The organism is Acidiphilium sp. JA12-A1, assembly GCF_000724705.2.
GTDB classification, from domain to species: Bacteria; Pseudomonadota; Alphaproteobacteria; order Acetobacterales; family Acetobacteraceae; genus Acidiphilium; species Acidiphilium multivorum.
This window is the reverse complement of the sequence record NZ_JFHO01000013.1, coordinates 24,910-40,804: the sequence shown is the minus strand read 5'-3', so window position 1 is coordinate 40,804 and position 15,895 is coordinate 24,910. Positions and strand designations below refer to the sequence as shown.

At 71.9% G+C, this 15,895-nt stretch carries 12 protein-coding genes; 10 read left to right on the top strand and 2 right to left on the bottom strand.

From position 1 onward, the window contains the following. Nucleotides 1-25 precede the first annotated feature (25 nt). From RT91_RS02715 to RT91_RS21920, 3 genes are all read left to right on the top strand, one after another. Complete coding sequence (locus tag RT91_RS02715; protein ID WP_035185654.1) at nucleotides 26-4,537, top strand: Hint domain-containing protein; 4,512 nt, start codon at nucleotides 26-28, stop codon at nucleotides 4,535-4,537. Nucleotides 4,538-4,705: 168 nt separating this feature from the next. Then, nucleotides 4,706-5,320: a 30S ribosomal protein S4 gene (gene rpsD, locus RT91_RS02710; RefSeq protein WP_007423933.1), complete on the top strand. Its 615-nt coding sequence runs from the start codon at nucleotides 4,706-4,708 to the stop codon at nucleotides 5,318-5,320. Between the two features lie 82 nt (nucleotides 5,321-5,402). Beyond that, a complete protein-coding gene (locus RT91_RS21920; protein WP_154653534.1) occupies nucleotides 5,403-5,546 on the top strand; it encodes a hypothetical protein in 144 nt (47 codons plus the stop codon). Between the two features lie 69 nt (nucleotides 5,547-5,615). Here RT91_RS21920 and panB read toward each other — a convergent pair whose 3' ends face one another. Both panB and RT91_RS02700 read right to left on the bottom strand, forming a co-directional pair. Further along, on the bottom strand, nucleotides 5,616-6,422 hold the full coding sequence (panB, locus tag RT91_RS02705) for a 3-methyl-2-oxobutanoate hydroxymethyltransferase (protein ID WP_035185653.1): 807 nt from the start codon (nucleotides 6,420-6,422) through the stop codon (nucleotides 5,616-5,618). A gap of 44 nt (nucleotides 6,423-6,466) precedes the next feature. After that, entirely contained in the window at nucleotides 6,467-7,090 is a 624-nt protein-coding gene (locus RT91_RS02700) for a carbonic anhydrase (RefSeq protein ID WP_007423931.1), read from the bottom strand. A gap of 390 nt (nucleotides 7,091-7,480) precedes the next feature. Here RT91_RS02700 and RT91_RS02695 point away from each other — a divergent pair, with 390 nt between their 5' ends. The 7 genes from RT91_RS02695 to RT91_RS22920 all read left to right on the top strand — a co-directional run bounded on the left by RT91_RS02695 (nucleotide 7,481) and on the right by RT91_RS22920 (nucleotide 15,889). After that, on the top strand, nucleotides 7,481-8,323 hold the full coding sequence (locus RT91_RS02695; RefSeq protein ID WP_035185651.1) for an AraC family transcriptional regulator: 843 nt from the start codon (nucleotides 7,481-7,483) through the stop codon (nucleotides 8,321-8,323). A gap of 121 nt (nucleotides 8,324-8,444) precedes the next feature. Then, nucleotides 8,445-11,411, top strand: coding sequence for a molybdopterin cofactor-binding domain-containing protein (locus RT91_RS02690; RefSeq protein ID WP_035185650.1), 2,967 nt, complete (start codon nucleotides 8,445-8,447; stop codon nucleotides 11,409-11,411). Further along, a complete protein-coding gene (locus tag RT91_RS02685) occupies nucleotides 11,408-12,226 on the top strand; it encodes a xanthine dehydrogenase family protein subunit M (protein ID WP_035185647.1) in 819 nt (272 codons plus the stop codon). The genes RT91_RS02690 and RT91_RS02685 overlap by 4 nt, the downstream gene beginning before the upstream one ends. Further along, the gene (locus RT91_RS02680; RefSeq protein WP_035185645.1) at nucleotides 12,223-12,741 is read left to right on the top strand and encodes a (2Fe-2S)-binding protein; all 519 of its coding nucleotides are present in this window, start codon (nucleotides 12,223-12,225) and stop codon (nucleotides 12,739-12,741) included. The genes RT91_RS02685 and RT91_RS02680 overlap by 4 nt, the downstream gene beginning before the upstream one ends. Beyond that, entirely contained in the window at nucleotides 12,734-14,287 is a 1,554-nt protein-coding gene (locus RT91_RS02675; RefSeq protein ID WP_007422484.1) for an AMP-binding protein, read from the top strand. The genes RT91_RS02680 and RT91_RS02675 overlap by 8 nt, the downstream gene beginning before the upstream one ends. Further along, nucleotides 14,284-15,081, top strand: coding sequence for an enoyl-CoA hydratase/isomerase family protein (locus RT91_RS02670; protein ID WP_007422485.1), 798 nt, complete (start codon nucleotides 14,284-14,286; stop codon nucleotides 15,079-15,081). The genes RT91_RS02675 and RT91_RS02670 overlap by 4 nt, the downstream gene beginning before the upstream one ends. Before the next feature lie 124 nt (nucleotides 15,082-15,205). Then, on the top strand, nucleotides 15,206-15,889 hold the full coding sequence (locus tag RT91_RS22920; RefSeq protein WP_011941684.1) for an OmpA family protein: 684 nt from the start codon (nucleotides 15,206-15,208) through the stop codon (nucleotides 15,887-15,889). Nucleotides 15,890-15,895: the final 6 nt, after the last annotated feature.

Sequence of the window (15,895 nt, the reverse complement as noted above, 5' to 3'; positions counted from 1 at the left end):
TGCCGCCCTTACCTTGGAGGGCAGCATGTCGGGCACGTTCCAGATTATCGGGCCGGATGCGATCGGGCTGATCGACGGGTTGGCGCTGTCCTCGGTTGCGGGCGTGCCGCCTTGCGGCTTCTCCCTGGGCGGGCTGGCGGCGGGTGCCCCGGCGAGCGTCACCCTGTCGGGTGCCTACGCATTTTCCGCCAGCAGCGCGGGCGGGGCGACGGTTGCACTGGGCAGCAACGCGATTACCATCAGCGGCACCGCAGCGCAGGTGAACGATGCGCTGGCGAGCCTCGCCATCGGCGCCTCGGCGAGCGGGACCGGCACGCTCGGCGTCAGCGCCACGAGCGGCGGGACGACGCTGGCGACGACCATCGCGGTGCAGGCCCTTGCCGATTCGCCGCCCGCCTTCGTCGCGCCGCCGGCGAGTCTGCCGCTCACCGCCGGCGTCGCGCAGACGCTCGGCCTCGCCATCGCCGACGATCCGGCCGCGCTGCTGGCGGGCTTCGGGCTGGCCGCCGAGACGCTCGCGGTCAGCCTGATCGCGAGTTCCGGCGCGCTGCTGCTCGATGCCGCCGCCCATAACGATGTCGGCGTTGCCGGGAACGGCACCGGCACGCTGGTGCTCACCGCCGCGTCCGGCGATCTCGCCGGCCTGCGCGCCGCGCTCGACGCGGTGCGGCTCGATGCCACCGCGGCCGGCACGCTCGAATACGTGCTCCGCCAGACCGGCGGCCCGCTGCCCGATGCCGTCACCTCCGGCAGCCTGAGCTTCTCCGTCACCGGTTCGGCGGCGACGGGCGGCGAAAGCTGGAACGGCGGCAACGGCGACTGGCAGACCGCGGCGGACTGGTCCGGCGCACAGGTGCCGGGACCGGGGACCGACATCACGATCGGCAACGGCGCGGTGCTCGGCGGATACGGTCTCGGCGCGGTGCTCGACGTGGCGGCCGGCGCGTCGGTCGCGCTCGCGGGGGCGTTCGGCGTTGCGGTGGCGACGCTCGCCAGCGGTGCGACGGCCGCGATCGGCGGCGCGTTGTCGATCGCCGGCGGGCTTTCGCTCGACTCCTCCACCCTCGTCGTCGGCGCGGCGGGCGCGCTGGAGGCCGCCGGCGTCACGCTGTCCTCCGGCGCGGCGCTGGCGGCGTTCGGCGCGCTGTCGATCGACGGGCTCGATTCCGCGGGCGCGGCGCTGCTGCCGGGTGGCGGCACGCTGGGCGGGCCGATCGGCATTCCTGGCGGCGGCGTGGTCGATTTCGCCGGCACGCTCGAGGCCGACGGCGCGGCGCCGAACACCGGGTACAATGCCATCTCGCTTGCCGCCGGCGGCACGCTCGAGGGCGCGGGCCTGCTGATGGCCGGCAATTTCAGCGAGGCGGAAACCATCGTCGGCCCGGGCACGATTCTCGCCCTCGGCCCGGCGCCGCTCAGCATCGCCGCCGGCAGCATCGGCGGTTCGATCGATCTCGCCATCGCGCCGGGGGCGGTGCTGGAGCTCGGCGCCGTGCAGCCGCTCTACGGCGTGTTCAACGCCACGCCGGTCACCGTCGGCGCCGATGCCACGATCAGCTTCGCGCCGGGCGCCAGCGCGGGGCAGGACGGCACCGGGTATGCCAGCACCCTGGGCGAGCAGGGCGGCGTCCTCGTGCTCGACGACCCGACGGATTTCGCCGCCACGCTCGCCGGCTTCCGCCCCGGCGACCGCATCGCCTTTCCCACCCTCACCAACCTGTCGGTCTTCAATGTGTCCCCGACTTCGTTCGAGGTGGCCGGCGTCGTCATCGGCAATACCGCGCAGAGCGAGATCGTCACCATCCATGCCAGCCTGGCCGCCGGCGTGTCGCCGGTGGTGGAGACGGATTCGGCCGGCGATCAAGTGATCGGCCTGCGGGCGAGCAGCGCCGCGCTCACCCTGAACGACGTGCCGGCCGCCGGCGCCTCGATCGAGGCGGTGAACGGCATCGCCACGCCGATCATCGGCCTCGGCCTGCTGGTGCCGAGCGACGGCTCCGCCGGGCTGCAACTGACCGTCAGCGCGAGCCATGGGCAGATCGCCACCGGCGGCGGCGCGGCCGTGGGGTCGCTGGTGCTCTCGGCCGCCAACGCGCTCGACCTGAACGCGGAACTCGCGGCGCTCGACTATACCGCGCCGGCGGGCGGCACGGGCGATGTGCTGAACTTCACCGGCGGCACCGGGCTCGCCGGCCTGAGTGCCGCGATCGGCATCGCGATCGCCCCCGCCGGCACGCTCGACTTCACCGGCGCCAATGGCAGCCTGTTCAATGCCGGGTCGTCATGGCAGGGCGGCGCGCCGCCGGCCAATGGCGATGTCGCGCTGTTCGGCCCCCATGCCGGCGCGCCCCTGCTGGTCGAGGGGCCGGGGGTCGCCGGCACCGTATCGGTTGCCGGAGCCTATGATTTCGCCGGCACGTTCGATCTGCCCGCGAGCGGCGCCGCGCTCGATATCGGCGCCGGCGGCTTCGCCCTGTTCGACGCCAATGCGGCGGCGACGCTCGGCGGCGGCGCGCTGGTCGGCGACGCGCAGGGGACTGGCACCCTGGGCATCGCCGGCACTCTCGATGCGGCGGGAACGATCGATGTCGGCGGCGCGGCAGTATCGGGCAATGACGTCCTTGAGGTGACCGGCAGCCTCGCCGCCGCCGGGCTTGCCCTCGGCACCGCTGCCGCCGGCACGTTCGAGCTGGGTGGCACGGCATCCTTCGGCGCATCGGCGCTGGGCACCGGCGCCCTGCTGCGCGAAGCCGGCACCGCCTCGCTCGCGCTGGGCAGCCTCACGCTCGCCGGCGGCATCGTCTCGCTCGGCAACGCGGCGAGCCTGTCGCTCGGCCCGGCGACGATCACCGCGGGCGATCTCGCGCTCGCGGATGCGAGCCGCCTGGCCGGCACCGGCGGAATCGACCTCGCGGGCGGCACGTTCAGCATCGGCGGACTGGCGGCGGCGTCGTTCGGCACGGGCGGATTCGGGCTGGGCGGCGGCGGGGCGCTGCTGCTCGATGGCACGCTGACGGCCGGCAGCCTGGCGGAGTCGGGGCGTGCGGCGCTGGATGGCGGCACGCTCTCGCTCGCCGGCAGCGCCTCGCTCGCCGCGGGGGCGACGCTGGCCCTGGCCCAGGGCGCATTGCGGGCGGCCTCGCTGACGATCGGTTCCGGCGCCGAACTCTCGGGCTACGGGCTGATCGGCACGTTCGGCGCGCCCGGCCTCATCCCGATCGACGCCGCCGGCGCGCTCGCCGCGTCGGGCGGCACGCTGGTGCTCGGCGGCGCGCTCGCCGGCGGCGCGACCATCGATCCCGGCGCGGCGCTCGACCTCGCCGGCCCGGCCACGGGCGGCACCGTCTCCTTCGCCGGCGCCGACGGCATCCTGACGATCAACGACGTCGCCGCCATGGCCGATCCGGTGGTGAACATGGCATCCGGCGACGCGATCGACCTGATCGGCGTCGCCCCCTCTCTGGTCAGCTACGCCGGCGGCACGCTCGCGGTGAGCGGGCGCGGCGGGTTCGGTCTCGCCGAGGCCGCTGGGCAGGCGGCGATCGCCATCACCGCGGATGGGTACGGCGGCAGCTATGTCACCGTCGGCGGCGCCATGCCCTGCTTCGCCCGTGGCACCAGGCTGCTGACGGCGGAGGGCTACCGCCCGGTCGAGATCCTGCGGCCCGGCGACCGGCTGGTCACCGAGGACGGCACGGCGGAGCCGGTCGTCTGGATCGGCTGGCGCAGCATCGACCTGTCGCGCGATCCCGCCGCCGCGCTGCTGCATCCGGTCGTCATCACGCCCGGCGCGTTCGGGCCTTGCATGCCGTCGCATCCTCTCACCCTCTCGCCGCTGCATGCGGTGTATGCCGATGGCGTGCTGGTGCCGGCGACGCTGCTGGTCAACGAGGCGACCATCCTGCACGACTCCTCACGCTTCGCCGTGACCTATTATCATGTCGAACTGGCCCGGCACGCGGTGATCCGGGCGGAGAACCTGCCCTGCGAGACCTATCGCGACGATGGCAACCGCGACCGCTTCGCCGCCGCCCTCGGCCTGCCGGGCGCGCCGGCGGACTCGTGCCGGCCGGTCGTCACCACCGGCCCGGCGCTGCGCCGGGTGCGCGCGCGGCTGCATCGCCGCGCCCTCGAACTCGACTACCAGATCGTCCACGGCGCCGTGGTCGAGGCGCTGGTGGAGGATGACGCGCCGCCGGTGCAGCCGCGCCGGGGTGCGGGGCGGCTCGACTTCACGCTGCCGGCGCCGGCAGCGAGGCTGGTGCTGCGCGCGCGCGTCTCGCGGCCCGCCTATACCGATCCCGCGTCGGAGGACCGGCGGCGGCTCGGCATCTGCGCCGCCGCGCTGGAAGCCGACGGCGTGCGCCTGCCGGTCTGGCACGGTGCGGGCTGGTACCGCCCGGACGAGGGCGATCGCGGGATGTGGAGCGGCGGGACCGCGGAACTGCTGCTCGACCGCCCGGCACGGCGGATCAGCCTCGATCTTGTCGGCAGCGTGCCGCGCTGGGTGCGGGACCCGGCGGCGCTCGCGCTCTGAGCCGCCGCGGATTTGACATTCGGCGGCCGCCTCTCTATGCGGACCGGCATGGCCGGGAACGTGGACGCACCTTCGGGGTGCGCGCCCGTTCCGTCGCGCATGCGCGACGGAACCTACCGGTGCAACATCAGCGGCACGTCCGCGTCAACAAGAAGGAGTGCGGCACGCATGACCAAGCGTACCGAAAGCAAGTACAAGATCAACCGCCGCCTTGGCGTGAATCTCTGGGGCCGGCCGAAATCCCCGATCAACAAGCGCGAATACGGCCCCGGCCAGCATGGCCAGCGCCGCAAGAAGCCGTCCGACTTCGGCGTGCAGCTGATGGCGAAGCAGAAGCTTCGCGGCTATTACGGCAATATCAGCGAGAAGCAGTTCTACAAGTATTACGAGGAGGCGGTGCGCCGCCGGGGCGACACCTCCGAGAACCTGATCGAGCTGCTCGAGCGCCGGCTCGATGCGGTGGTCTATCGCATGAAGTTCGCGATCACCCCGTTCGCCGCGCGCCAGTTCGTCAGCCACGGCCACGTTCTCGTCAACGGCCGCCGCGTCAACATCTCGTCGTACCAGGTGCGTGACGGCGATGTCGTCGAGGTGCGCGAGAAGTCGAAGCAGCTCGCCATGGTGCTCGACTCGGTGCAGAGCGCCGAGCGCGACGTGCCGGAATATATCGAGGTCGACCACCGCGCGATGAAGGGCACCTTCGCCCGCGCGCCGAAGCTGGCCGACGTTCCCTATCCGGTGCAGATGGAACCCAACCTGGTCGTCGAGTTCTACTCGCGCTGACCCTGCTTCCGGTTTGAAGTCTCGGGGCCTATATCCGCATCGGGTATGGGCCCCGTTTCGTTTTGGCACAAGGAGAGGCGGCATGAACACGACGAAGCGCATCATCGGCCTGGCCCTCGCGCTGGCGCTGGCCGGCAGCCTGGCCGGCTGCGGCCTGTTCGGGTCCGGCGGCGGCGCGGCGGGTTCCGGCAAGACCTATATCGAGATCCCGCAGCAGGGCCGCTGAACCGGCCGCCAATCGCCCGGTTCCGCTCCTGCCCGCCGGATCGGAGGAGCTCGGCCGGCTGATCGAGGCCTATTCGGCGGGCGGGAAGATGCCGGTGCGGACCTCTTCGGCATAGGCGCCGATCGCCTCGCGCACCATCCGCGCCCCGTCGGCATACACCTTGGCGAAACCCGGAACATAGCCGCCGGTCAGCCCCAGCACGTCGTGCATCACCAGGATCTGCGCGTCGGTCCCGTTGCCGGCGCCGATGCCGATGGTGGGCACGCGCACCCGCCTGGTGATCTCGGCGCCGAGTCCGGCCGGGATCGCTTCCATCAGCACCATCCGCGCGCCGGCCTCGGCGAGGGCGGCGGCGTCCTCGATCATTCGCGCCGCCGCGTCCTCAGTCTTGCCCTGCTTGCGGAAGCCGCCGAGCTGGCGGACATGCTGCGGCGTCAGGCCGATATGCGCGCAGACGGGCACGGCGCGGGCGGAAAGGAAGCCGACGGTCTCGACCATCGCCGCCCCGCCCTCGAGCTTGACGATGTCCGCCCCCGCCTTGAGCAACTGGGCGGCGCTCGCGAAGGCCTGGGCAGGGCCGGCCTCGAAACTGCCGAAGGGCAGGTCGGCCATGATCAGGCAGGCGGGCGCGCCGCGCGCGACCATGCCGGTGTGATAGACCATCTGCTCCAGCGTCACCCGCAGCGTGTCGCGCTCGCCCTGGACGGTCATTCCCAGCGAATCGCCGATCAGGATGCCGTCGATCCCGGCGGCCTCGGCGAGTTTCGCGAACGGATAATCATAGGCGGTGATCAGCGCGCGGCGCTCGCCGTTGCGCTTCGCGCGTTCCCACGATCCGATCGATTTGCGGTCGGCCTTCCGATCTGCCGTTTCCATCGCCATGCCTTTCTGTGCTGGGGCGTGCCTGCGCGCGCTCGGGCTCAGCCCGCGCCCTCGGTGATCAGCCGCTCGCCCTCCGCCGTCACCTCGCGCAGCGTGCCGCTCGGAACGTCGAAATAGAAGCCATAGACGCCGAGTTCGCCCGCGTTGTGCGCGGAGGCGATCCAGGGGAAGGTCATGAGATTCTCGAGCGAGACCCGCACGCTTTCGATTTCGGCGCGGCGGGCGGCTTCCACCGGGTCATCGGCGAAGCGCACGGCGCGCTTGCGGGCGGGTTCGGCGATCCGCACCCAGTTCGCCACGAAGTCGCGCGCCTCGGGCGGGGGTTCGTGCAGCAGCGCCGCGATGCCGCCGCAGGAGGAATGGCCGATCACCGCGATGCGCCGCACCCGCAGCACCCGGACCGCGAATTCCAGCGCCGCCGAGGTGCCGTGATTGGCGGTGTCCGGCGCATAGGGCGGCACCAGATTGGCGATATTGCGCACCGTGAACACGTCGCCGGGGGCGCAGTCGAAGATCATCTCCGGCGCGACGCGGGAATCGCAGCAGGCGATCGCCAGCGTGTGCGGCTTCTGCCCGTCGCGCGCCAGGGCCTCCAGGGTTTCCCGCTGCGCCGGCCAGCGCGCCGCGCGGAACCGTCGATACCCTGCCAGAAGCTCTTCCATCCGGGCCCCTCCTCAAGACAGCGTTCCGCTTATCATCCATGCCGCGCTGCGGCAAACATCGTCTCATATCATGACGCGGCGTGGCCGCCTTCGCCGTCCCGACGGAAAGACGCCTGGTCCTGGATGGCCCATGATCGACCGGTTTTCCCCATCTGCGTTCGCGGCTCTCCGAAATGGCGTCTGCACCTCACCGCCACCCTGGCAGATCGCACCCTGGCAGATCGGGGGCCGCATCCGCTGCGGACATCGCGGACCGCTGGCGTCATCGCGTCGCGCCGGGCCTCCCGCCGTTGACAGGCGAGGGGCGATCGAGAAACTGGCGCGCGTGAAACTTTCATCATGGCCCATGATCGGTTGCGGTCGCGGCGCCCGTTTCGAGGAGGGCTGAGCGTGTCGCGTGCGCTGCGGATCGCCCATGGCGACTTTGGCCGGGTCGCCTTGCTCGACATGGACCGCAGCCTGGTGCGCCATGCCCATCCGCATTGCCACGTCCTGCTCAAGCTGGGCGGGGACGACACGAGGTTCGCGGTCGGTTCGAGCCTGGCGCCGCTGACCGATGACCTTGCCGTGCTGGTGAACGCCTGGGAGCCGCATGCCTATGTGCACGATCCATCACGGCGCAATGCGCTGATTCTGGCGCTGTATATCGACCCGTCCTGGCTCCGGCTGGTGCAGGCGGACCGGATCGCGCCGGGAGCGCCGGGATTTTTCCCCGCCTCGGCGGGCCGCATCGATGCCGGCATCCGCCGGCTCGCCCACGATCTTGCCGATGCGATGGTCGACCCGGCGATGCAGGCGGCGGCGCGCGAGGCCCTGCTCTCCGAGCTGATGATTCGCGTCGTCGCGCGGTTCGGGTCCTTGCGGGACCGGCGGGCGATGCTGATCGAGGCGGCCGGCCGCGCCTCGATCGACCATCGGGTGCGCCGCTCGATCGACGCGATGAGGGCGGATCCCGGCGGCGTGCCGGGCATGGAGCGGATGGCCCGGCAGGCCGGCCTGTCGCGCGCGCATTTCTTCCGGCTGTTCGAGCGTTCGACCGGCGTAACGCCGCTGGTCTTCCTCAACATGCTGCGGGTCGAGCGCGCGGTCGACGCGGTGATGAACGCGGATGAGAGCCTCGCCGACATCGGCGAGCGCCTCGGCTTCGGTGCGCCCGCGCAATTCAGCCGCTTTTTCCGCGACCATGTCAGCGTCGCGCCGCGAGAGTTCCGCGCCGTGCTACGCTCCGCCTGACGGCCGATTTTGAGATGATTTGCAAAGTCGCGTGACGCGATGCGGTCGCCAGCCGCGGTCTCGCGGCGCTAGTCTCCGGCCGAGATGAGTGCCGCGATCGCGGCGCCAGGAGGAAACAGGCATGGACACGCAGGCCCGGAAGTCGCTCGGTCGTTCGCTCCCGCGGATCGAGGATGCCCCCCTGCTGACGGGGCGGGGACGTTTCATCGACGATCTGCCGGTCGGCCCGGCAACGGCGCATGCCGCCATCCTGCGCTCGCCCCACCCTCACGCCGCGATCGAGGAGATCGATGTCCGGGAGGCGCTGGCGATTCCCGGCGTCCTTGCCGTGATCACCGGCGAGGATCTCGTGCCGGTCACCGGCGCGCTGGTCGCGAGCGTGCGCGTGCCGGCGGAGGCGCGGGTGATGGCAACCGACCGCGTGCGCTACGTGGGCGAGCCGGTCGCCGTCGCCATCGCCGCCGATCGCTACATCGCCGAGGACGCGCTGGACGCCGTCAGGGTGCGCTACCGCCTGCTCGACCCCGTCGTCGATCCCGAGGCGGCGCTCGCGCCCGGTGCGCCGGTGCTGCACGAGGCGGTTGGGGGAAACCTGCTGAACGAGCGGCATTTTTCCTATGGCGATCCGGATGCGGCGTTCGCGGCGGCGGCGCGCCGAATCACCGTCGTCGCGCGCTATCCGCGCAACACCGGCGCGCCGATGGAAACCTATGGCGTGATCGCGACCTATGACGCGCACGGCGATTCCTACGACGTGCAGGCCAATTTCCAGGGGCCGTTCAGCATCCATGCCGTGCTGGCGCGCGCGCTCAACGTGCCGGGCAACCGCTTGCGGTTGCGGATGCCGCCGGACTCCGGCGGCAGTTTCGGCGTCAAGCAGGGGGTGGCGCCCTATGTCGTGCTGATGGCCGCCTGCGCCCGGCTGACCGGGCGCCAGGTGAAATGGATCGAAGACCGGATGGAGCATCTCGCCGCGTCGGTGTCGGCGACCAACCGGGTGACGCGCCTTCACGCCGCCGTCGACGCCGAGGGGCGGATCCTCGCGCTGGACTGGGACCAGCTGGAAGACTGCGGCGCCTATCTGCGCGCCCCGGAACCCGCGACCCTCTATCGCATGCACGGCAACATGACCGGGGCCTACGACATCCGCAACGTGCGGATCCGCAACCGGGTGGTGGCGACCAACAAGACGCCGACCGGCCTCGTGCGCGGCTTCGGCGGCCCGCAGGTCTACTATCCGCTGGAGCGGCTGATGCAGCGGATCGCGGTGGAGCTCGGGCTCGATCCGGTCGAGGTGACGCGGCGAAACCTGATTCCGGCCGGCGCCTTTCCCTATCGCACGGCAACCGGCGCGCTGTACGATTCCGGCGATTACCGCGGCGCGTTCGACCGCGCGCTGGACGCCGGAGGATACGCCTCGCTGCTCGAACGGCGCGCGGCGGCGAGGGCGGCGGGGAGGCTGTACGGCATCGGGCTCGCCGTGGTGGTCGAGCCCAGCGTCTCCAACATGGGCTATGTCACGACGGTGCTGACGCCGGAGGAACGGCGCCGCGCCGGGCCCAAGAACGGCGCGCAGGCCAGCGCGACGGTGGCGCTCGACCCGCTCGGCGGCGTTTCGGTCCATGTCGCCTCGGTGCCGCAGGGGCAGGGGCACCGGACCGTGCTCGCCCAGGTCGTGGCCGACGAGTTCGGCCTCGATCCGGCGGACATCATGGTGGTGACCGACCTCGATACCGCCAGGGATGCCTGGTCGATCGCCTCCGGCAATTATTCCAGCCGCTTCGCGCCGGCGGTCGCGGGCACGGCGGCGCTCGCGGCGCGGCGGCTGCGGGCCCGGCTTGCGGCGGTCGCCGCCGGACAGCTGAACGTGCAGGCCGGCGAGGTCCGCTTCGCCGCAGGCCGGATCTTCGCCGCGGGCAATCCCGGCAACGGCGTCTCCTTCGGCCGCATCGCTGCCGCCGGCCACTGGGCGCCCGGGACGATCGATGCCGAACTCGGCCAGACGCTGCGCGAGACCGTATTCTGGACACCGCCCGAACTCGCCGCGCCCAATGATGCGGACGAGGTGAATTCCTCGCTCTGCCACGGCTTCATCTTCGATTTCTGTGGCGTCGAGATCGAGCGGGCGACGGGCCGGGTGCGGATCGACCGCTACGTGACCATGCATGATTGCGGCACGATCCTGCATCCCGCGATGGTCGACGGGCAGATCCGCGGCGGGTTCGCGCAGGGGCTCGGCGCGGCGCTGCTGGAGGAGCTGGCCTATGGCGACGACGGCGCGTTCATCTCGGGCACCTTCGCCGACTACATGCTGCCCTACGCGACCGAGGTGCCGCCGATCGAGATCCTGCACGAGGAAACGCCATCCCCCTTCACGCCGCTCGGCGCCAAGGGGGTCGGCGAGGGGAACTGCATGTCCACGCCGGTCTGCATCGCCAATGCGGTGGCCGACGCGCTGGGCGTTGCCGAACTCCATCTGCCACTGACCCCGTCGCGGCTGCGCGCCCTGCTCGGCGAGGCGGAGCCGCCCCCCGCGAACCGTCCCGCAGGCCCTGTCGCCGGCGAGGAGCCGCGGGCGGGCGCGCGGCTTTTGCGCGGAAGCGGGGATACGTCCGTCGGCGCGCCGCCCGCCACGATCTGGGCCATTCTGCTCGATCCGGACGAACTTGCCGCCCTCATCCCCGGCGCGCATGGCGTGCGGCGCGTCGGCGCCGACGGGTTCGCCGCCGAGGTGACGCTGGGCGTCGGGCCGGTGAGGGGGCGTTACAGCGCGTCGATCCGGCTTTCCGGTCTCGACGAGCCGCGGGAAGCGACGCTGTCCGGCACGATCGAGGGGGCGCTGGGGGGCGGTGCCGGCAGCGGCCGGGTCCGGCTCCTGCCCGAGGGCGCGGGCGGCACGCGGATCGAATACGAGTACGAGGTGCGGATCGGCGGCCGGGTCGCCGCGGCGGGGGACCGGCTGCTGGCGGGGGCGAGCCGGGTCGTCATCGGCGCCTTCTTCGAGGCGCTGGCGCGCCGCGCCGGCGGGGCCGGGGCGCGGCCGGGCTTCTGGAAACGGCTGCTGCGCATGCTGGGAGTTGGCCGATGAAGCCCGCGCCGTTCGCCTATTGCCGCGCGGGGACGCTGGATGAGGCGCTGGACGCGCTGCGGACCCACGGGGCCGATGCGCGGGTGCTGGCCGGAGGACAGTCGCTGGTCGCGATGCTGAACATGCGGCTGGCCCGGCCGCAGGTTCTGGTCGACATCATGCGGATCGGCGCGCTGGCCGAGGTGCGCCACGCGGGCGGGCAGCTTCGGATCGGCGCCGGGGTGCGGCAGGCGGCGCTGCTGGCGCGGCCCGGCCTTGCCGGCGAGGCGCCGCTGCTCGGTCTCGCGCTTCCCTGGGTCGGCCATTACCAGACGCGCGCGCGCGGCACCGTTTGCGGCTCGGTCGCCCATGCCGATCCGAGCGCCGAAATTCCGCTCTGCCTGCTGGCCCTCGACGGCGCGGTGCATCTTCGCAGCGCGGCGGGCGCGCGCGTGATCGGCGCCGCCGACTTCTTCCTCGGCACGATGCAGACCGCACGGCGTGACGACGAGCTGATCGAGGCGGTCAGCCTGCCGGATGCCTTGTCCGGGCGGCGCTGCGGCTTTGCCGAAATCGGCCGCCGGCATGGCGATTTCGCCATCGTCGCGGCGGCGGCGGTGGCGACGGCGGACGGTGTGCGCCTCGCGATCGGCGGCGTCGCCGACCGGCCGGTGCTGCGCCTGCTGCCCCGCATCGGCGGCACGGCGCTCGACGACGCCCTGAATGACATCGCGTGGTCGCTCGATGCGAGGGCGGATTTCCACGCCGACGCGCGCTACCGGCGCGACCTGGTCCGCCATCTCGGCCGACAGGTCATCGGGGAGGCCCTGGCATGACGATCCTGACCGCCGACGAACGTCACGAGATCCGCTTCACCCTGAACGGGCGCGAGGTGGTCGCCGCCGCGTCGCCGCGCACCTCGCTCGCCGACCTGCTGCGCCACGGATTGGGGGCGACCGGAACGCATGTCGGCTGCGAGCACGGCGTCTGCGGCGCCTGCACCGTGCAGATCGACGGCGCGCCGGCGCGGGCCTGCCTGACCCTTGCGCTGCAGGTCGAGGGCTGCGCGGTGCGGACGGTGGAAGGCCTGGCGCCGCGGGCGGGACGGCTCGGCGTGCTGCAGGAGGCGTTCCGCCGCCATCATGCGCTGCAATGCGGGTTTTGCACCGCCGGCATCCTGATGTCGCTCGATGCCTTCCTGCGCGCCGCGCCCGACCCGACGCCGGAGGCCGTGCGGGAGGTCGTCGGCGGCCATCTCTGCCGCTGCACCGGCTATGCGCCGATCGTCGCGGCGGCGCTCGATGCGGCCGCATCCCTGCGCGGCGCGCCGGGGGAGGGCGGCGATGTTTGATCTCGCCACGAGCTTCCGCGCGAGTGCGGCCCGCGACCCCTCGGCGATCGCCATCGTCGATGAGGGCGTCCGCCTCTCCTATCGGGACTGGCTCTCCAGGATCGAGGCGGTGGCGCGCGGCCTCGCGGCGCTGGGCTTGCGGCCGGGGGAGCGGATCGTCACGGCGCTGCAGAACCGCTGGGAGGCGGCGACGCTGCATTGGGCCTGCCAGTTCGCCGGGCTGGTGATCACCCCGGTCAACTGGAGGATGACCGGCGACGAACTCGGCTTCGTGGTGGAGAATGCCGGCGCGCGGGCGCTGGTCACCGAGCCGGTGTCGCACGCGGCCGGTGACGCGGTGGACGCCGCCGGCCTGCTCCGGATCGGCGTGGATAACGCCGCATCGGCCGGGATCGGCTTCCGCGATCTCGCCGGCGATGGCGCGCTGCCGGACGTCTCCGCGGACGCGCTGTCGCTGATGCTCTACACCTCCGGCACGACCGGGCAGCCCAAGGGCGTTCCGCGCCGCCACCGCACCGAGCGCGCCGCGGCGATCGCCCATGTCGCGCAGAACCTCTACCGCGCCGGCGAACGCACCCTGGGCGTGATGCCGCTCTATCACACCATGGGCGTGCGCTCGCTGCTCGCCATGTCGCTCATCGGCGGCTGCTTCGTCTGCCTGCCGCGGTTCGATCCGGCGCGCGCGCTCGGCCTGATCGAGCGGGAGCGGATCACCAATCTCTACCTGGTGCCGACGCTGTATCACGACCTGCTGAACCATCCGGCCTTTGCCGCGCACGACGTGTCCTCGGTCCGCAAGCTCGGCTTCGCCGGCGCCTCGATGACCGACGGGCTGCTGCGGGCGCTCGACGGCGCATTCCGTCCGGACCTGTTCGTCAACCATTACGGCTCGTCGGAGATCTACACCTTCGCGATCGACCAGGATGCCGTGCGCAAGCCCGGTTCGGCGGGGCGGGCCGGGATCAACCAGCGTCTGCGCGTCGTGCGGATCGGCCCCGGCGATCCGGACGCGCAGGTCGCCCAGGGGCAGGAGGGCGAGATCATCGCCGATGCCGCGAGCGACGAGGCGTTCGAGGGCTACTGGCGGCGGCCGGACGCCGACGCGCGCGCCTTCCGCGGCGGCTGGTATTTCACCGGCGACACCGGATATCTCGACGCGGAGGGCGACCTCTTCGTCACCGGCCGGGTCGATGACATGATCATCACCGGCGGGGAGAACGTGTCGCCCGTCGAGATCGAGAGCTGCCTGTCGCTGCATCCCGCGGTGTCCGAGGTCGCGGTCGCCGGGCTGGCGGACGAGCGCTGGGGCCGGATCGTCGCGGCCTTCGTGAAATGCCGCGCCCCGGTGGCCGCGGAAACGCTCGATGCGCATTGCATCGCCTCGGGCCTCGCGCGGTTCAAGCGCCCCCGGCGCTATGTCTTCGTGACGGAGCTGCCGAAATCGCCCGTCGGCAAGCTGCTGCGGCGCAAGCTGGTCGCCGGCGACTACGCCCTCGATCCATCGTGCCTCTCCGGGCCATCCACCTCCAGGGAACCGAATCCATGACCGACCAGCCTGATCCCCGCCTCGCCCGCCTCGACGGTTTCCGCGTCGAGATCGACGCCGACCGCGCGCGCGCGGACATCGTCCTCGCCCGGCCGCCGATGAACACGATCTCGATGCCGCAGCGCGACCAGTTGCGCCACGCCTTCGAAGCCCTCGACGAGGACGGGCGGGTGAGGGTCATCGTGCTGCGGGCGGATGGCGAGCATTTTTCCTCGGGCGGCTATATCCGCGGCTTTCTCGAGGCATCGCCCGAGCATGTCTCGAAACTGGCATGGAACATCGCCGCGCCGGCACGCTGCTCGAAGCCGGTGATCGCCGCGAACCGCGGCTACACCTTCGGCGTCGGCTTCGAGATCTCGCTGGCCTGCGATTTCCGCATCGTCTCCGAGACCTGCCAATACGCGCTTCCCGAGCAGAAGCTCGGCCAGATCCCCGGTTCCGGCGGCTCGGCGCGCCTGCAGAAGATCGTGGGGATCACCCGGACGAAGGACATCGTCATGCGGTCACGGCGCATCTCCGCCCGCCAGGCGCTGGACTGGGGCATCGCCACCGAATGCGTGCCCGATGATCGCCTCGAGGCCGCCGTCGACGCGCTGGTGGACGAGCTTCGCGCCTTCGCCCCGCTGGCGCAGCGAACCGCGAAGCGGCTGTTGAACGAGACGGAGGACGCCCTGCTGACGACCGCGATCGAACTCGAGGGGCATTGCTACAGCCGGCTGCGCCAGTCCGATGATTTCCGGGAGGGTGTCGAGGCCTTCCACGAAAAGCGCAAGCCGAATTTCACCGGAAGCTGACGTCTTGCTTGCGGAAGAATCCGGAGGCAGAAAGACAAGGGAAGTTCGGCGCGGGGCGAATTTCCCCGCTTGCCGGGCGGCCTCGCTGACATTCAAGAACAGACATTCCGGAGCGCCGAAACCAATGATCCGATCCGTCAACCGAGCCGCCGCCGCGGCGATGTGCGTCGCCATGCTCGCCGGCTGCAGCCAGCAATACGCCGCGAACAATCCGGGGGCCACGAGTGCCGCGACGGGGGCCGGACTCGGGGCCGCGGGCGGCGCGCTGATCGGCGCGCTGGCGAGCGGCGGCCAGGCCCGCGGCACCGTCATCGGCGCGCTGGGTGGCGCTGCGGCCGGCGCGCTCGGCGGCTATCTCTGGAACCAGCATCTCGAGGCGCAGAAGCAGGCGCTGCAGCGCACCGCGCAGGGAACCGGCGTGCAGGTCAGCCAGACCGCCGACAACCGGCTGAAGCTGAACGTGCCGGCCGATGCCGGCTTCGCCACCGGCAGCGCGACGCTGAACCCGCGCCTCTACCCGATCCTCGACCAGCTCGGCCAGGGCCTGCAGCAGAACCCGACCGAGACGGTGCAGATCATCGGCTATACCGACAGCACCGGCTCGAACGCGATCAACTACCCGCTCTCGGACAATCGCGCCGCGAGCGTGAAGACCTATCTCGTCTCGCGCGGGATCAGCGGGCAGCGCATCGCCACGCGCGGCATGGGGCCGCAGGATCCGGTCGCCAGCAACGCGACGGCCGCCGGGCGCGCCGCCAACCGGCGGGTCGACATCTATGTCGCCTTTCCGCCGCAGCCGGCCGGCTGAGCGGCG